The 16,325-nt window shown below is 40.0% G+C and carries 18 protein-coding genes, 1 pseudogene and 1 other annotated feature; of the genes and pseudogenes, 6 read left to right on the plus strand and 13 right to left on the minus strand.

Annotation, left to right across the window (positions count from 1 at the left end):
- Nucleotides 1–10: 10 nt before the first annotated feature.
- From phoU to MR181_RS03605, 5 genes are read right to left on the minus strand one after another with little or no spacing between them, the layout of a single operon-like run.
- Nucleotides 11–709 (minus strand): phosphate signaling complex protein PhoU, encoded by a 699-nt coding sequence (gene phoU / locus MR181_RS03585; RefSeq protein ID WP_242334933.1) that lies wholly within the window; start codon nt 707–709, stop codon nt 11–13.
- A 14-nt stretch (nt 710–723) separates the two neighbouring features.
- Nucleotides 724–1,479: a phosphate ABC transporter ATP-binding protein PstB gene (gene pstB, locus MR181_RS03590; protein ID WP_191910902.1), complete on the minus strand. Its 756-nt coding sequence runs from the start codon at nt 1,477–1,479 to the stop codon at nt 724–726.
- 10 nt (nt 1,480–1,489) lie between these two features.
- Entirely contained in the window at nt 1,490–2,371 is an 882-nt protein-coding gene (pstA, locus tag MR181_RS03595; protein WP_102167956.1) for a phosphate ABC transporter permease PstA, read from the minus strand.
- Nucleotides 2,371–3,270 (minus strand): phosphate ABC transporter permease subunit PstC, encoded by a 900-nt coding sequence (gene pstC, locus MR181_RS03600; RefSeq protein ID WP_242334936.1) that lies wholly within the window; start codon nt 3,268–3,270, stop codon nt 2,371–2,373. Before pstC ends, pstA begins: the two co-directional genes overlap by 1 nt.
- 3 nt (nt 3,271–3,273) lie before the next feature.
- Entirely contained in the window at nt 3,274–4,146 is an 873-nt protein-coding gene (locus MR181_RS03605) for a phosphate ABC transporter substrate-binding protein PstS family protein (RefSeq protein WP_242334939.1), read from the minus strand.
- A 113-nt stretch (nt 4,147–4,259) separates the two neighbouring features.
- On the opposite strand from MR181_RS03605, the gene MR181_RS03610 reads away from it, so the two are divergent.
- Together MR181_RS03610 and MR181_RS03615 are read left to right on the plus strand one after the other, a co-directional pair.
- Nucleotides 4,260–4,973 (plus strand): winged helix-turn-helix transcriptional regulator, encoded by a 714-nt coding sequence (locus MR181_RS03610; protein ID WP_242334942.1) that lies wholly within the window; start codon nt 4,260–4,262, stop codon nt 4,971–4,973.
- Nucleotides 4,974–5,055: 82 nt separating this feature from the next.
- Nucleotides 5,056–6,486 (plus strand): annotated as a pseudogene (locus MR181_RS03615) (C69 family dipeptidase).
- A 237-nt stretch (nt 6,487–6,723) separates the two neighbouring features.
- On the opposite strand, the gene MR181_RS03620 reads toward MR181_RS03615, so the two are convergent.
- Nucleotides 6,724–7,674 (minus strand): ketopantoate reductase family protein, encoded by a 951-nt coding sequence (locus tag MR181_RS03620; protein ID WP_098044465.1) that lies wholly within the window; start codon nt 7,672–7,674, stop codon nt 6,724–6,726.
- Nucleotides 7,675–7,781: 107 nt separating this feature from the next.
- Nucleotides 7,782–8,018: a binding site (T-box leader), on the minus strand.
- A 542-nt stretch (nt 8,019–8,560) separates the two neighbouring features.
- Here MR181_RS03620 and MR181_RS03625 point away from each other — a divergent pair.
- Nucleotides 8,561–9,697, plus strand: coding sequence for a 5-methyltetrahydropteroyltriglutamate--homocysteine S-methyltransferase (locus tag MR181_RS03625; RefSeq protein WP_242334944.1), 1,137 nt, complete (start codon nt 8,561–8,563; stop codon nt 9,695–9,697).
- 103 nt (nt 9,698–9,800) lie between these two features.
- Here MR181_RS03625 and MR181_RS03630 read toward each other — a convergent pair whose 3' ends face one another.
- A complete protein-coding gene (locus MR181_RS03630) occupies nt 9,801–10,037 on the minus strand; it encodes a cytochrome b5 domain-containing protein (RefSeq protein WP_003716370.1) in 237 nt (78 codons plus the stop codon).
- Nucleotides 10,038–10,208: 171 nt separating this feature from the next.
- Here MR181_RS03630 and MR181_RS03635 point away from each other — a divergent pair, with 171 nt between their 5' ends.
- Nucleotides 10,209–10,724 carry a hypothetical protein gene (locus tag MR181_RS03635; RefSeq protein WP_191910908.1) on the plus strand — a complete coding sequence of 172 codons (516 nt, stop codon included), beginning with the start codon at nt 10,209–10,211 and terminating at the stop codon, nt 10,722–10,724.
- Nucleotides 10,725–10,816: 92 nt separating this feature from the next.
- Here the strand turns inward: MR181_RS03635 and MR181_RS03640 are convergent, their stop codons facing one another.
- Complete coding sequence (locus MR181_RS03640) at nt 10,817–11,473, minus strand: SDR family oxidoreductase (protein ID WP_242334947.1); 657 nt, start codon at nt 11,471–11,473, stop codon at nt 10,817–10,819.
- A 159-nt stretch (nt 11,474–11,632) separates the two neighbouring features.
- Entirely contained in the window at nt 11,633–11,941 is a 309-nt protein-coding gene (locus tag MR181_RS03645) for a winged helix-turn-helix transcriptional regulator (protein WP_242334950.1), read from the minus strand.
- Between the two features lie 113 nt (nt 11,942–12,054).
- On the opposite strand from MR181_RS03645, the gene MR181_RS03650 reads away from it, so the two are divergent.
- Nucleotides 12,055–12,657 carry a nitroreductase family protein gene (locus tag MR181_RS03650; RefSeq protein ID WP_242334953.1) on the plus strand — a complete coding sequence of 201 codons (603 nt, stop codon included), beginning with the start codon at nt 12,055–12,057 and terminating at the stop codon, nt 12,655–12,657.
- Nucleotides 12,658–12,721: 64 nt separating this feature from the next.
- Nucleotides 12,722–13,153, plus strand: coding sequence for a winged helix-turn-helix transcriptional regulator (locus MR181_RS03655; protein WP_102167976.1), 432 nt, complete (start codon nt 12,722–12,724; stop codon nt 13,151–13,153).
- Nucleotides 13,154–13,212: 59 nt separating this feature from the next.
- On the opposite strand, the gene MR181_RS03660 is transcribed toward MR181_RS03655, so the two are convergent.
- The 4 genes from MR181_RS03660 to MR181_RS03675 all read right to left on the minus strand — a co-directional run bounded on the left by MR181_RS03660 (nt 13,213) and on the right by MR181_RS03675 (nt 16,018).
- Nucleotides 13,213–13,911, minus strand: coding sequence for a dihydrofolate reductase family protein (locus MR181_RS03660; RefSeq protein WP_242334955.1), 699 nt, complete (start codon nt 13,909–13,911; stop codon nt 13,213–13,215).
- 88 nt (nt 13,912–13,999) lie between these two features.
- Nucleotides 14,000–14,524: a DUF3278 domain-containing protein gene (locus MR181_RS03665; protein ID WP_242334958.1), complete on the minus strand. Its 525-nt coding sequence runs from the start codon at nt 14,522–14,524 to the stop codon at nt 14,000–14,002.
- Complete coding sequence (locus tag MR181_RS03670; RefSeq protein WP_242334961.1) at nt 14,521–14,715, minus strand: helix-turn-helix transcriptional regulator; 195 nt, start codon at nt 14,713–14,715, stop codon at nt 14,521–14,523. Before MR181_RS03670 ends, MR181_RS03665 begins: the two co-directional genes overlap by 4 nt.
- Before the next feature lie 172 nt (nt 14,716–14,887).
- Nucleotides 14,888–16,018, minus strand: a complete 1,131-nt coding sequence (locus tag MR181_RS03675; RefSeq protein WP_242334979.1) for an MFS transporter — start codon at nt 16,016–16,018, stop codon at nt 14,888–14,890.
- Nucleotides 16,019–16,325: the final 307 nt, after the last annotated feature.

Consider the following 16,325-nt stretch of genomic DNA (forward strand, 5'->3'; position numbering starts at 1 on the left):
TGTCGTTTGCTTATTTTTGTAGTTTCCGTTTAACCATTGTTGGATCGGCTTTTCCAGGATTCAACTCTACCAACTTACCTGAACCACTATAGATAATCCATTCTGCAAGGTTCACAATATGATCGCCAGCACGCTCGAGGTAACGAATTACGGAAAGGTAATCACCATATGTTTTTACGTTCTGCCCTGCTTTTACTAATGCATTCATAATTGCTCGTTGTTGCTGAACATAGATTAAATCAACTTTTAAATCCTCGTTAGCAACTTCATAGGCCTTTTGTTCATCAGTATAAACATATGCATCCAGAACCCGTTCTAACATCTCCCGAACAATCATCATCATCTTTTCAATCTGTTCTTCAATTTCTTCATTATGCTCTCGATCACTTAAATGAATAGCTGCCCGGGCAATATGGGATGCATAATCGCCTAATCGTTCAATATCACTACTTGCTTTCAAAATACTGATAATCTTGCGAAAATCGCTTGCTACAGGTTGCTGCAATGCCATTAGCTTAAGTGCCTCTTTTTCAAGATTAATTTCCTCATCATTAATCTTGGGATCAGCTTTCAGAACCTGTTCTGCCAGCGCTGTATCACTTTCTGTGAACGCCTTTGTCGCCTGGTATATCTGTTCACTAGCGTCGATCCCCATCTCCATAAAGTGACCACGAAGCCGTTTTAATTCATCATTAAAAATTGCACCCATCTATCTACAACCTCCTAACCAAACTTACCGCTTAAATAATCAGCAGTTTTTTGTTCTCGTGGATTCATAAAAATATTTGCCGTCTTATCAAACTCAATGAGGTGTCCCTGATGCATAAATGCAGTCCAGTCTGCTGAACGTGATGCCTGCTGCATATTGTGGGTTACCATAATGATCGTTAGTTGCTCTTTCAATTGTACTAGAGTATCTTCAATTTGCGAAGTTGAAACTGGATCAAGGGCACTGGTTGGTTCGTCCATTAGAATAATTTCTGGTCGAACTGCTAGCGTCCGGGCAATACAAAGTCGCTGTTGTTGTCCCCCCGAAAGCGCGAGTGCACTGGATTTTAACTGGTCCTTTACTTCATCCCACAATGCTGCCTGACGAAGACTTTCTTCAACTCGTTGGTCAAGTACCCGTCGATCCCTTTCGCCCGTTAACCTAAGACCATAGATCACATTTTCATAAATTGACAGCGGAAATGGCGTTGGTTGCTGGAAAACCATTCCGATTCGCTGACGAACTCGATAAACGTTAACTTTTGGTTGGTTGATATTTACCCCGTGAAAATTAATTTCTCCCTTTACCGTTGCAAAGTCATCGTTCATCCTATTCAAGCTCCGCAATACCGTAGATTTTCCTGAGCCAGAAGCGCCAATCAATGCCGTAATTTTATTTTGGGGAAATTTTAGATTAATATCGTGAGCAACATGCTTTTCACCATAAAGAACCTGAAGATTTTTCGTTTCTAAAGCCGTACTTGTTTGCATTTGTTTCTCCTTACTTAGTTAAACGTTGCTTAATTCGGTGACCAACATAGCGGGCTGCAAGATTAAACAGCAGAATCGTAATAATTAATACGGCAGCTGAACCATTTGAAACCGCTCGGGCATCAGGAACTAGCCCCTCGCTATTCACTTTCCAGATGTGAACCGCCAATGTTTCTGCTGGTCGCATTGGGTTCAGGAAACTTGTTGGACTAAAAGGATTCCAATCAGCATAGTTAATTGCTGGAGAACTTTGCCCCGCCGTATATATTAATGCGGCTGCTTCACCGAAGATCCGTCCGGCGCTTAATATTGCGCCAGTAATAATTCCTGGCAGTGCTGCCGGAAGAACAATTTTAGTCGTGACGCGCCATTTTGACATCCCTAACCCTAATCCTGCTTGGCGTTGCAAATACGGGACCTGTTGTAGCGCATCCTCACAACTACGGGTTAAGATTGGTAAGTTTAAAATCGTTAATGCTAATGCCCCTGCTAACAATGAAAAGTCAAAGCCAAACTGCAAAACGAAGACTAAGTAGCCAAATAAGCCAACTACTACAGAAGGCAAAGAACTTAAAACCTCAATCGCCAGCCGAAGCATTTGTGTCCACCGATTTTCTGGAGCATATTCACTCAAATAAATTGCCGCACAAAGAGCTAGCGGAACTGAGACGATTAGGGTCAAAAGCACTAAGTAAAGGGAGTTAAAAAGCTGATCACGAATCCCGCCACCCGCTGCAAATGATTCAGCATTAGCCGTTAAGAAGTGCCAGGAAATATTAGGAATTCCCATTGCTAAAATGTAAATTAACAAACTAAGGATTACCAAGCCAACCAATCCTGCCAGTCCTAGTATTATCCCAGTTGCTACTTTGTCAACTCGCTCTGGATTCATCATCTTGCTCCTTTCTTACTTACCAATCGCATTAATAAGTTGAATGCCAGGGACATCACAAGAAGGATTAATGCTAGCGACCACAAAGCATTATTCGATGCTGTTCCCATTACTGTATTCCCAATCCCCGTTGTTAAAACACTTGTAAGTGTGGCTGAGGATTCCATCAGGCTCGTTGGTACAATGGTCGTATTTCCAATTACCATTTGAACTGCTAATGCCTCCCCAAATGCCCGTGCCATTCCAAATACCATCGCCGTTAAAATTCCACTCTTCGCACTGGGAATTATTACCCGGGAAATAGTCTGCCACCGTGTCGCTCCTAGGCCGGACGATGCTTGTCGATACTTTTGTGGAACTGCTTGTAAACTATCAATGGTCATTGATGTCATTGTTGGGAGAATCATTAGGAAAAGAACACTTGTCGCTGCTAGAATTCCAAATCCAGTTCCCCCAAATACTTGACGAAGATAAGGAACTATTACGGTTAATCCGAGGTACCCGTATACAACTGAAGGAATCCCCACAAGCAATTCAATTAATGGTTGAAGATACTGATAGGCTTTTCGCGGAAGCATTTCCGTAATTGCAATTGCCACCACTAACGCTAATGGTAGGGCAATAATTCCCGATAAGGCAGTTACACTAAACGAGGTGATAATCATTGGCAATGCGCCATAGTAATGATGACTTGGCTGCCAGTCAGTACTGGTTAAGAAGTGCCAAACTGATACCCCATCATTCTTAAAGAGGGCAACTCCTTTAATGGTAAGGAACATTAGAATTGTCACCACCAATCCGCCAATTAATATAATTGCTAGGTAGCTGATCAATTTACCGACCCATTCCTGCTTACTTTCAATTGACGGTTGACTTAACTGCTTTTTCAAATCATCCATTACTTACTCCTTTATACTTGTCTTCCCGTCCGCTGTTCGTTGGACCTTCATATCATGAATATTAATGTAGTTTGCATCTTCGACTAATGTTTGTTGAACCTTTTTCGTTTGCATGTAATTAATAAATTCCTTAGTTGCCCGAGTTGGCTTTTTCTGGGTATACATGTGTTCATATGACCATAATGGCCACTTATTTGTCGTAACATTCTTTGCCGTTGGTGTAACTCCATCAATCTTTACTGGCTGAACCTGGTCGTTAAGGTAGGCAAACGAAATATAACTAATTGATCCCGGAGTATTCTTGACAATTTCCTTTACAGTGCCATTCGAATCCTGTTCTTGAGCATTAATTGACCGTTCACCATTCTTGAGAACTACCTGTTCAAATGCTACCCGGGTTCCGCTTCCGGCAGCTCGATTAATCACCGTTATTGGTAAATTGGGACCACCAACTTGGCGCCAGTTCGTGATCTTCCCCGTATAAATTTGCCGTAATTGTTCAAGAGAAAGATTATTAATTCCTAGTTCATGGTTTACAACTGGAACAATTCCAGAAACCGCAACGATATGATCCGTAAGTTTCTTTTCATTAATTCCATCCTGTTGATCCGCGAAAATATCTGATGAGCCAACATTAACCGCTCCTGCTTGAACCTGACTTAATCCAGTTCCAGATCCGCCACCTTGGACAGTAATACTCGTTTGTGGTTTTACCTTCCGATAGTTCTCAACAACTGCTTCAGTTAGTGGTTGGAGGGCAGTAGAGCCAACAATTGTAATTTTTTCTTGAGGCGGTTGTTTCTTTGCTGCAACCCAACCGGCCCCTAATCCGACGATTATTGCTGCAACAATAACTCCTGTAATTATTCTCTTCATCTTATCTCCCTAGTTGTTTTCGTTAACTTCATATGATACAAATAGAGAATATCAAGTCGATGTAAATATTTAATCTTCGCATTGTAAAAGTTGTGTAAATTTTGGAGAAGAATATGACTAACAAGTTTTTATTAATGAGTCAGAATACTGAATTAACTCAGCAACTAACCACCCTTTGCAAAAAAGCGCGGTGGACTCTTAGCCAAATTACAACCCCAACCGGATTAGTGGTTGAACTCGAAAAGCAACCAGTTACGGGGATCTTCTGGGATCTTACTGACACAACTCTAGATACCACGATCGCAACAATGACCCTGATCCGCGAGCAGATCCATGGTCCAATCATTGTTTTTGCAGCTAAATTAACAGAGCGAATCCAGCGAAAGCTTTATAAAGCACGAGTGGATGATCTAATTTCATTTCCGTTTAATGAACGCATTATTCAACCATTGCTCGAGCAACGACTGTGGCTATATCAGCAGTTAAAACTTAAGGAGTCTGCGCCTACTAAAAAAATAATTTCACCACAAGTAGTTTCAATTGGTTCATGGCAAATCGATCAAAAAAATTACACTGTCACTAAAAATGATTTGCCAGTTGAGCTTACTCCTAAAGAATTTCAATTGCTCGCCTACTTAATTGAACACCACGATCAAGTACTCAGTCGTGAACAACTCGTAAATGGCGTGTGGGGATATGACATTCTTGATACTTCCCGAATTGTCGATATTCATATCAGCCACCTTCGGGATAAACTTGAAGATGATCCCCATAAACCAGATCACCTATTAACGGTGCGTGGCTTTGGTTATAAGCTAGTAAAATAAGTTTTTTTAGATTTCAGCCCTGAAAGTGTAAAATAAAAGAAGATAGAACTTTGGGATTATTACACAAAGGGGATCTGATTTAATGACTCGTTTTAAAAATTCTGCATGTACGTCCATTATGGTTGGCAAAAAAGCCTCAATGGATGGTTCGACTTTTATTGCCCGCAATGAAGACCGGGTAGTTGCAATCGAACCAAAACGGTTTATTGTTCAACCAGCAGTTTCCGGTCGAAACGAGACATATGTTTCACCATATAATAAGTTAACCGTCAAATTACCAGCAACTGGAATGCGCTACACTGCAACGCCAAGTGGCGACCAAAGCATGGGTCCAAACGAAGAAGACGGTTTTAACGAAGAAAACGTTGGCGAAAGTGCTACCGAAAGTGTTTACGCTAATGATCGCGTTCTTGCCTATGATCCATACGTTAAGAATGGTTTAGCTGAAGACTCAATGACTAACCTTGTCCTGCCATATATCCATAGTGCTCGTGAAGGAGTAGAATACCTGGGTAAGTTAGTGGCAAAGTATGGGTCCGCTGAAGGTAACGGTGTTCAATTTAACGACCAAAACGAAGTCTGGTACATGGAAATTGCTACCGGACACCATTGGGTAGCAGTTCGGATTCCTGATGATTGTTATGCTGTCGCTGCTAACCAAATTGCCATTGAAAAGATTAACTTTGAAGATTCAGATAACTATCTGTGGTCCGACGGAATCGAAGAATTCGTTAATCTTCACGGTTTAAATCCGGACAATGACCAATGGAATTTCCGTCATATTTTTGGAACCAACACCCAATTTGATCATCATTACAACACTCCCCGAGTTTGGTTTGCCCAACGCTACTTCAATCCTGTTGCTGCCGCTAGCCAAACACCTGAGTCTTCAGAAATTCCCTTTATCCGGAAACCAGAACGAAAAATTACGGTTGAGGATATCCAATATATTCTGAAGTCTCACTACAATGAAACAAAGTACGATCCACTCGGTGATGGTAATGAGCACGATCGAAAAGTCTATCGGGCAATCTCCCTTTCGCGAACTGCCCAGTCGCATATTCTTCAAATGAGAAATAATGTCGATTCAAAGCATGCCGCTGTTCAGTGGATCGAAATGGGAGTTCCCAGCTTTAATGCCTATGTTCCATTCTTTGCTAACGCGGACGATACTGATGTTTCATACCGTGAACTTCCAAAAAAGATGGATTTAAAGAGTGCTTTTTGGCTTAATGAAGCTCTTGCAATGGTCGTTGAAGCCCATTACAGCGAATTTAATCAAGCCGATCTCGACTTCCAAAAAGAACTTGGCGAATGGTGCCGGCGAAAGATTCACGAGGTTGATGAACATGCCAAAAAGCTTGACGGTAAATAACTCACAACTTACCTTACTGGTCAAAACCATGAGATTGCGAGCCACTGTAACGCTAAAGCAAAAGAATTGTTATTCAATTTAATGACTCAGGGAACCGAATTATCAAAGCTAACTTTCAAAATGGATCCAAACTTATAGGATGATCACAAAAAATGAGGGCGAGAAAAAACGTTAAGTTTTTCCCGCCCTCTATATATACTTATTAATCTCCGAACTTAGAGAGTCTAATCGCGGGAATTAACTGAGGAACTCGAGCCTAACGCAGCGAAGCAAGCCTATTCGGCTACGAACGACTCTGATGATTTCATCATCATTCATCGTTCTAGGTTAGTCAACCGTCCCTCCGAGAAAGTTAATTCCCAGCTCCATCTTTTATTACTTTCGATGTTCCCGCGTTGCTTCCGCAAGGTGAACCAGGTTAGTTACAAAGTTATGGGTTTTTGCTTCATAATGGTACTTCCGCCCAAGTTTAACAAAGTAGCCGTTGATATAGTCAACCTCAACTGGTCGATTATGACTCATATCTTGATACATTGATGGGTAATGGTGAGGGTTACCAACCTTCGAAACATAGTTAACACTCTCCAGTTCTTCTGCCCGACTATTAACTAACTGGACCCCTGCCCGCTCACAAACGTCATAGGCTTCATCAATTAGTTGCCGAGATAATTCATCCGCCTTCTCAAAGGAAGCATATTCTCCCATCGTGATTTCAAACATCGTACATAAAGTATTAACAACTGAATTAAAGACTACCTTGGCCATTAAAGTTCCCATGAAGTTATCCTTTAATGTTGGGTTGAAGTTTGCCTTTTCTAATTCTGCCATTAGCTCATCTGTTTTGGCATTCGGCTTCTCGGTATAGTTTGCCCAATTGGTAGTCCCCATCCCTGGCTTACCAACAAACTCGACTTCGCCCGGACCAGTCAAGATGGTTGCCACAAGTGCAGTTCCAGCAGTTAGCTTTTCTTTAGGGAAATATTTAAGTAATTTCTCGACGTGCCCCATCCCGTTCATCGCGGTTAAACAATACTGATCTTTGAAGAAATGTTTACACCGTTCCAACATATCGTCTAATTGCATCTGCTTCAGTTCAAAGAACACAAAGTCAGCATCGGTTGCTTGATATTCTTCTGGAGTATAGACGTTTACCGGGACGAGGTGCTTATTTTGGTGTTCACGGGTAACATATACCCCACCCTGTTCCTTCATCTTGTCATAATGTGGTTGCCAACCTTCCACAAAGTCAACTTCATTTCCTTGTTCTTGCAGCAATACACCAAAGCGGAGACCCATTGCTCCAGCACCAACTACTGTAAACTTCATAATATCCAACTCCCTTTCTCTAGCTCACCAATAAGTCTCAGTGATAAAGCGTTCATGCTGATCGGTAATTCATAAATAAAAAAGCGCCCAAAGATTGATTAATCAATCTTAAGGACGCTCCTGCGTGTTACCACCTTTTATTCGTTAATAGCTCACACCATTAACCTCAAATGTTCAGTCATAATAACTAAACACGGTAGCGATAATGGGCTACTCCCACCGCAGATTACTAACTTCATCCTGGCACTCAAAGTGATTTTCATTAGCATCTAGTTATCCTTTTTCATCAACCAAGGACTCTCTGCAAACTCGATCCTAACTACTCTTCTTGTCAACGTGTTTTATAATTATTATTTAATTGTGTTTTAATCTAACTCGTTATTTATTAATTGTCAACGTCCTTTTTAAATCCCTATTTTTATACACTTATTCGATGTGTTTATCCTATCAACGAACTAATTAAACTTAATTTTTAAAATAATGAAGATTAATCATTGACATCAAAATGAGAATATTCTAATATAATGACAATCAAATTTACAAATTGCATTGAAAAGATGAGTAGTCTTAGAAATCCAGCACAGAGAGTTGCGTTAGATGAGAAGCGATCTGGAGGACTTTGACGAAGATGGTCTTGGAGCATTTACGAACGATGAGCTAATCTAGTTAGTTGTTCACGATTGACGACCGATAAAACGTCTAGGTTTACCTTCGGGTGTACCTACTAAGGATTAGGTTGTGAGACCTGATCAAAATAGGGTGGTAACACGTTATTTCTAAATGATTGAAATTGACGTCCCTAGGAAAAGTTAAACTGCTTTTCCTAGGGACTTTTTATTTGCTCTTATTTCCTGAACTTATCTGAAAAAGAAAGGATGTATTCAATATGACTCAATTTACAACTCGCACTACTTCACCATTCCGTTATGATATTGTTGGTAGTTTTCTTCGTCCGCAAAAGCTAAAGGAAGCTCGTAATGATTTTGCCCAAGGAAAGATTAATCAAGAACAACTCACAGAAGTCGAAAATCAATGTATTACCGAACTAGTCAACAAGGAAGAAGCAGCTGGCTTAAACGCTGTTACAGATGGTGAATTCCGGCGAAGCTATTGGCACCTTGATACTTTCTGGGGATTCGCGGGAATTAAGCATACAACTCAGGAACATGGCTACCTCTTCCACGATGAGGAAACCCGTAATGACTCTGCACAAGTTGCTGGGAAGATTTCCTTCAAACCAGGTCATCCTGATGTTGAAGCATTCAAATTTCTGAAGAGTCTTACAGATGGTAAAGACGTCACTCCTCGACAAAGCATTCCAGCGCCGGCTCAATTCTATGCCGAATTAGTTCGTGGTGATGAAAACATTGCTGCTTTACGGAAGTACTACCCTACCGATGATGAACTCTTCCATGATATTGCAAAAGCCTACCACGATTTAATCCTGGCACTCTATGATGCAGGTTGCCGCGATGTTAAGATTGATGATTGTACTTGGGGAATGGTTGTCGATGATAAATTCTGGGCAACAATGGCTAAAGCTGGTTTTGACCGGGAAGCACTCGAAAATACCTACCTTAAGTTAAATAATGATGCGATTGCAGACCTTCCAGATGATCTAACCGTCACTACTCATATTTGTCGTGGAAATTACCACTCAACTTGGGCTGCTAAGGGCGGTTATGGACCAGTAGCCGATCACCTTTTTGTAAAGGAAAACGTTCAAGCCTTCTACCTCGAATATGACTCTGACCGTGCTGGGAACTTCGAACCATTAGCAAAGGTTCCTAATGATAAGTATGTCGTTCTCGGTTTGGTAACCTCTAAGAGTGGCGATCTCGAGGATCCTCAAACAATTATTGACCGAATCAAGGAAGCTGCTGAATTCCATCCCCTCGATCACCTCTGCCTAAGTACCCAATGTGGTTTTGCATCAACCGAAGAAGGAAACATCTTAACCGAAGATCAAGAATGGGCAAAGATTAAGCTTGTTAAAGAAGTTGCAGAACAGGTATGGGACTAGAAAGTTCGAAGCCGTCAGCCTATAACATCAACTCCAGAATTATTTTAAAAAATTAAATCCCTGACAATCGTTACTTCTAGCGTTTGTCAGGGATTTTTATTTTCTATACTAACTTACCAACAACAGGCAAATCTTTTAATACCTTATCTCCATGAGGCGACTCATTATACAAAACATCTGTTAGATCCTGACCGGCCTCATTACCGTGGTGTTTACCACCTTTCCAAGCAGCCTTATTCGAGACATCATAAACTGTTCCAGAAATGGCAACATATGCTGGTTGACCATTTTGTCCATTAAACTTTGCTAATTCTTCGCGAGTAAAAGTCTTTTCTGCCATCAGCTACTGCCTCCTTAGTCAACAAATCTAATTATTTCATTTTCTAATTTGACTATAACACTATTAGGCCTTAAGCACTAATGTTTCGCTTCTGAACAACTACATCACCAAACACCTTTAAAAAAATTTAAGCTGTTATAATGAAGATAATGGTTTGAAAGGAGGTCGCCCATGAAGAAGTTCTTATTGCCAATTTTAGTTAGCATGATGACATTCCTTATTACTATAACTATTACAGATAAACCCGTTCAAGCAATGTCGCAAAAGTCATTAAATAACCGTGTCTACCTTGTTACTTTTATCAATTCAAATGGTTACACAACTGCGCATCAATACGTCTTCTTTACTACTAATGGCAAATCCGCTTACGTTAACGTTACTGATACTGATCAATCTGGTAAACCAGTAATTAACAAGGATTCCACGAAAGAAGAAAAGGCTGCCCCACGAACAATTAATCGCTATCTCGCTGACCGGACAATCCTTAACAAAGCTACTAGCAAGAAATATTACAAAATTAAGAACAATAAGGTTACAATCGATAATGGACTAGTAACAAAGAAGTCATCCGGAAAGATTGAAAAGGGTGGTAACCTTGAGAAATTCACTGTTAATTTCCCTGATGGTACTCAAAAATATGACCGCGTTTTATTCCAGATGGCCCAAAAAGACTATCAATATCGATAATATTACCTAATTTCAAAATAAGGCATCAGCAATCTTTTTTACAGATTATTGATGCCTTATTTTATTTAACTAATTATCGTTAGTTCTTTTCATTAAAGCCAATTCGGCTTATCACCGTCAGTATTAGGTTTATTAACACCGAAATCCTTACGAGCATATGGAGCGGGATCAGAAATAATTTTTGCTACAAAATTACCAATTGATTTTCGTGAAACCTCAGTCCCTTTAAACGCTTCTCCTCGTTCTGTTGTCTCGTAATCAACCTCATCCTTATTTGTTAACCATGCTGGACGAATAATTGTGTAATCAAGATCAGAGGCGGAAATAACATCAGCCGCGCTCCGGTAAGTTCCAAGATAACTATCCTTTTGACCGCCACCAAGTTCAGCATTATTCCATTCACCAAATTTACCGGGAACTTCATCATAGATCCCAATTGATGAAATCCAAATTAACTGCTTTACTCCATATTTATCCATTGCCTTAACAATATTTTCAGCTTGCTGTTTAATCTCGGGGTTCCGCAAATTAGCGTAAACAACATCTGCTTGTGACACAGCGGCGTCTAACTCGTCCGTCTTCAAGGTATCGCCCTTAATAACCTTTTCCCGACTTTCATCTATGTTTTTTAAATGTTGCGGGTGACGAGCAAAAAGCAATAGTTCTACATCACTATTCTTTAATAACGCGTTAATTGCGTGTTGAGCGATTTGACCAGTTGCGCCTAAAATTAGTACTTGCTTTGTCATTTTATCTTCCTCCTCGTATTCTATCCTTTGTTCATTTTTAAGTATAAGGAAATTGAAACTTATTAAAAGTAAGCACTTTTGTGTAAGGTAGTTACCCTCAAGTAACATTTACTTGGCGCTCAATCAAAGGCGGTATTTAAATTTTTTTACTAATCCAGACTAATCGCTACTTCCCCACTCTTGTAGCCCTTCAATTACTGGCTTAAGCTTTTTACCACGTTCAGTCAAAGAATACTCAGTTTTAGGCGGAACTACCGGATAAACTGTTTTACTAATTAGGCCATCATGCTCTAGTTCCTTTAACTGTAACGCTAGCATTCGCCGTGAGCACTCAGGGATTAGCTTTTGCAATTCATTAAATCGGCATCGAGGATGTTCTAAGAGACGAAAAATAATTACACTTTTCCATTTTCCTGAAATTTGTTTTAAGGTGGTTTCGATCGGACAATCTTCAACTTGTTTAGTCATCACTTTATCCCTCCTTTAATAATTACTAGGTGAAATAAAATTCCCCTCTTGTGTCATCAATCAATTATACTTATTATTAGTAAGTAATCAAACAATGAACGGAGGAATTACTTATGGAATCAGCATTTAACCAATTAACTGCCCAACGGCGTTCAATCTACGCTCTCGGCGATCAGCTAACTAACTCCCCAGAGGAAATTTATGATCTAATTATAACGGCAATCAAAAATTCGCCAACCGCCTTTAACAGCCAAACTGTTCGGGCTGTCGTCCTATTTGGCAAGTCTTCAGATAAAGTTTGGGACATTGTCGAAGCAGCATTAAAGGAAGTTGTCAAGGATCCACAGGCATTCGCCAAAACCCAACAAAAGATTGCTAGTTTTCGGGCTGGCTTCGGGACCATTTTATTCTTAACCGAAACTGATACTGTTCATGAATTGGAGAAACAATTCCCAGCTTATGCAGACAACTTTGCCGACTGGGCAGAACAAGGAATCGGTGGCGCTCAGCAAGCCGTTTGGACTGCTCTTGCTGAACAACAGATCGGGGCTAGTCTTCAACACTACAACCCACTGATTGATGATGCAATTCACCAAGTATTCGACCTTCCTGATAGTTGGCAGCTTCGTGCTGAAATGCCATTCGGCTCAATCGAAGCATCCGCTGGCAATAAGGATTTTCTCAATGATGGTGAGAAATTTAAATTAATCAAGTAATATAATTAATTCTCTCTTTAGCGGTTTCATAATATAATGAAATTACTGGAGGGAGGATTTTTTTATGGCTAAACAGGTAAAAATGTTTAATACGGGTGCTGATTATGCTCTTTCCCTAATTGGTGGCAAATGGAAGCCGGTTATCCTCTACCTACTTGCTGGTCATCCCCGACGCACTGGCGAATTAGTTAAGCAATTGGGAACATCACATAAAGTATTGAGTGACCAGCTTCGTGAACTTGGCGATGCCGGTATAGTCGCCCGAAAAAGCTATAATACCATCCCGCCCCACGTTGAATATCGACTAACTGATGAAGGGGAAAACCTTTATGCTGCTCTTCGATATTTAAATTACTGGGGTGAGCAACAAGTTAGTAATAAACAAGACGTTAAAATTATGTGTACAGACAAAATGAAGGAGCTTGGCGAAGATGGCCTGTGTGTAATTACCAAGCAACACCTTCATCACTGGAAGCAAGAAATTGTTAAAAAGTAATCAATAAAAACAGCGGAAGTTCTAACAACTGGAGCTTCCGCTGTTTTACGATAGTTCACCTAATCTCGATCGTAAATTAGGTGAACGCCACCATCACCTAGCTTTTTCGTTTGGGTAACATGGAAGCGTTGATTAACAAATTTCCCTAACGTGTCAAAGGTTCCCTTCTTCTTTGAATCACCTGAAATATACGGAGCAATTACTAATGAAATCTGGTCTACTAATTCAGCTTTAAGGAAGGCACCATTAATTAGCGCACCTCCGCCCAGAACCATTGTTTTAATATCAAAATATTTTTTCAGCTTAACCAGTGATTCAGCAAAGTTGATCTCTCGTTCACCACAAACTAAGTACGGGATCTCCATTGATTGAAGAAAGGCAAGGTAGTTTCTTGATGCTTGCTTGGTAATAACCTCAATTGCCCGGTTCTTTCTCCCGGCATACGGAAAGTAGTTTTTCTCCCACCCGGCACGGCCACGGCGATCATAGCTAACATCCCAGGTTGCTGATTTAATTTCGCTTGGTACCCAATCACGGTATTCTATCCGTTGACCATCATATTTACTTAGGTCCGGCTTCCCCTTAGCAGCATACATTACGATCGTATTGCTTCCATTGGCGTTCGCACTCCCTAACTTAAATAATTGATCATCATAGTAGTCACCGGAAATCTTATCGCCAGGAAGGCCATCCCAATCACCATCGATCTTTCCATCAATGGACATGTACATATGAATAATTACCTTTGCTCGTTCCATTTTCAGTCACTCCTTTAATATTAGTTTACTCCTGTTGTAGATTGTTTAAAACGGCCAATGTTTCATATGAAACACTGACCGTTATTTATTATCCGTTGAATTTTTTTAAGTTCTTCCAGGCAATTACCCCTGCCAGTACTCCAGCAAACAAACCAACAAGTATGGATACAATAATCACATTAACGATCAGTGCGTAGCTCCATTTGACTGAATAATTCTGGTAAATAATTATTAAACCAATACATTCAATCAAGGAAAAAACAATTCCTGTAATAATACCACGTCTAATGACTATTTTTCGTTTTTCTTTCAGTTCGCCCGAATCAACCTCATTTACTAATACTTTTTGCCGAATAGCAATAATGTAAAAGTACCAAGTAACAATAATAAATAAGGCGAATAAACTAATAATCGCGAACCAAAAGGCTATCCGGTAAGTAGTAACTAATGCCAAGAGAACCGCGATACATAGTAAAATTGGTGTAACTAAAGTTAAGATTAAATAAGCTGAATTACCAAGGTGATCTAGTTGTTTCTCTTGGTATTCATCAATTGGGCCACTGATTCCGTATGAAAATTTAAGAAGACTATTACGTAGTTTTTCTTTTGTCATTTTGATTCCTCCCAAAAAAGTGAGTTTAGATCTGTTTTTAGTGCAATTGCTAACCGGCGACATAAGTCTAGTGACGGATTATATTTATCACTTTCAATCAGACTAATTGTTTGGCGCGCAACTCCGATCTCTTTTGCCAATTCAAATTGTGATAATTGTTGCTTCTTCCTAAACTGACGGACACGATTCAATAATTACTCACTCCTCTATCTGTCATATATAAATGACATTTGTTGGTATTATCTTACTAAGGTCATTTCATTTTGTCAACTATATATGACAAAAAATAAACTGGTGAGAAAATTAGTTTTTTCTCACCAGTCATTACTAGCCTTTCAACATTAAATAATTCAATTGTAGAAATTAATGATTGCCGACCGCACTATTCAACTTTCGCCGATTGAAGAAGTAAATCAAAAGAATCAGAGGAACAGTGACAAGCATTACTGGATAGAACCATTTTACCGGCATCGTACTATCAATAATCCCACCAAGAACTGGACCAAGCGTCATCCCAATATCTAGTCCTAAAAAGAAGGTCGAACTAGCTAATCCTCGTTCGTCATCTGGTGCGAGCATCATCGCGGTTGATTGACAAACCGAATAGATCAGGCCATAACCAAAAGCCATTCCTGCAGCCGCTAACGCCATTTCAATATTAGTCTTCATCACCGTTAGCATAATGAGGTAAAAGACCGTGGCAACAGTACTGGTAACTAACCAGGGACCAAAACGAACAGTATCAAATTGGTTCCTTAAGAATAGCCGAATTGCCAATAAGACAACAGCATAGATTAAGAAGTACGAACCAACAGCAATCTGTAAATGACGCTGTTCAGTATAGGCAACAATATCCGCTTGCGTTGCAAAATACGGAATCGCAAATAATGCCGTTAAGGCGGCAACTGGTAGCGAATCTCGCTGAATAATCTTCAAATGAAACTTTTTGGCCGTTTGTGCTTGTGGTTCTGGTTTAGCTCGGTTACCAACGAACTGAACAGTAATTACCACCATTAGTGCTGATAAGGCCGAAATAATGATGGCGTCTCGATAACCAATTACCCGGTAAAGGTTAATTGACACTGCTGGAGCAAATGCCATTGCCAAAGCGTTCATCAGACCATAAAAACTCATTGCTTCCCCAACATGGTTAAAAGGAACCAGGTATGAAAGCCAGGTAGTCATACATACGGTACAAAGAACATACCCCAAACCATTAATCAATCGAAAGAACAATAGTAAGCCACTATTAGGAGTAATTACATAGCCCATTACCCCAAGGAAACACAACGCGCCGCCAATGAATGATAGTGAGTACTTCGAAAAGTGGTCGGTTAAGTTCCCCGCGATCGGTCTGAGGAACATTGCGACAATACTCATCATCCCCACAATAATTCCAGCAAAGGCACTTGAAGCTCCTAATTCTTGTGCATAACCATTAATTAACGGGTTGCAGTACATATTACTAAAAATGAAGAAAAACGATGCTGCCATTACTAGGACAACATCCTTAGTAAAGATTGATTCTTTTTTCTGCTTTACCACGATTTAACCAACTTCTTTCTCTCTAAACTTCTCTTATAGCAATAATCATACCGCAAACGGTAGTTAATTTTTTAAAGAAAAATAAATCGCCAATGAGTTTTCTCATTAAGCGATTTATTCAGTAGCAAATTATCTTTTATTATTTTTAATGTACTAGATCTAGTGTTCTACTATCACAGAGTCTAAACAGACTAAGCTAAGCAGTGGAGTTTGAGATTGACGAATCTCAAATTTCACTGCTTTTTTTGTTAAAGTA

Origin of the sequence: Limosilactobacillus urinaemulieris (genome assembly GCF_932750685.1) — a bacterium.
In the GTDB taxonomy this organism is placed as follows: Bacteria; Bacillota; Bacilli; order Lactobacillales; family Lactobacillaceae; genus Limosilactobacillus; species Limosilactobacillus urinaemulieris.

What these genes read in the sequence shown, in the direction of transcription:
- phoU (WP_242334933.1), bottom strand. Translation starts at nt 709, where the DNA reads ATGGGTGCAATTTTTAATGATGAATTAAAACGGCTTCGTGGTCACTTT.
- pstB (WP_191910902.1), bottom strand. Translation starts at nt 1,479, where the DNA reads ATGCAAACAAGTACGGCTTTAGAAACGAAAAATCTTCAGGTTCTTTAT.
- pstA (WP_102167956.1), bottom strand. Translation starts at nt 2,371, where the DNA reads ATGAATCCAGAGCGAGTTGACAAAGTAGCAACTGGGATAATACTAGGA.
- pstC (WP_242334936.1), bottom strand. Translation starts at nt 3,270, where the DNA reads ATGGATGATTTGAAAAAGCAGTTAAGTCAACCGTCAATTGAAAGTAAG.
- MR181_RS03605 (WP_242334939.1), bottom strand. Translation starts at nt 4,146, where the DNA reads ATGAAGAGAATAATTACAGGAGTTATTGTTGCAGCAATAATCGTCGGA.
- MR181_RS03610 (WP_242334942.1), top strand. Translation starts at nt 4,260, where the DNA reads ATGACTAACAAGTTTTTATTAATGAGTCAGAATACTGAATTAACTCAG.
- MR181_RS03620 (WP_098044465.1), bottom strand. Translation starts at nt 7,674, where the DNA reads ATGAAGTTTACAGTAGTTGGTGCTGGAGCAATGGGTCTCCGCTTTGGT.
- MR181_RS03625 (WP_242334944.1), top strand. Translation starts at nt 8,561, where the DNA reads ATGACTCAATTTACAACTCGCACTACTTCACCATTCCGTTATGATATT.
- MR181_RS03630 (WP_003716370.1), bottom strand. Translation starts at nt 10,037, where the DNA reads ATGGCAGAAAAGACTTTTACTCGCGAAGAATTAGCAAAGTTTAATGGA.
- MR181_RS03635 (WP_191910908.1), top strand. Translation starts at nt 10,209, where the DNA reads ATGAAGAAGTTCTTATTGCCAATTTTAGTTAGCATGATGACATTCCTT.
- MR181_RS03640 (WP_242334947.1), bottom strand. Translation starts at nt 11,473, where the DNA reads ATGACAAAGCAAGTACTAATTTTAGGCGCAACTGGTCAAATCGCTCAA.
- MR181_RS03645 (WP_242334950.1), bottom strand. Translation starts at nt 11,941, where the DNA reads ATGACTAAACAAGTTGAAGATTGTCCGATCGAAACCACCTTAAAACAA.
- MR181_RS03650 (WP_242334953.1), top strand. Translation starts at nt 12,055, where the DNA reads ATGGAATCAGCATTTAACCAATTAACTGCCCAACGGCGTTCAATCTAC.
- MR181_RS03655 (WP_102167976.1), top strand. Translation starts at nt 12,722, where the DNA reads ATGGCTAAACAGGTAAAAATGTTTAATACGGGTGCTGATTATGCTCTT.
- MR181_RS03660 (WP_242334955.1), bottom strand. Translation starts at nt 13,911, where the DNA reads ATGGAACGAGCAAAGGTAATTATTCATATGTACATGTCCATTGATGGA.
- MR181_RS03665 (WP_242334958.1), bottom strand. Translation starts at nt 14,524, where the DNA reads ATGACAAAAGAAAAACTACGTAATAGTCTTCTTAAATTTTCATACGGA.
- MR181_RS03675 (WP_242334979.1), bottom strand. Translation starts at nt 16,018, where the DNA reads ATGGCAGCATCGTTTTTCTTCATTTTTAGTAATATGTACTGCAACCCG.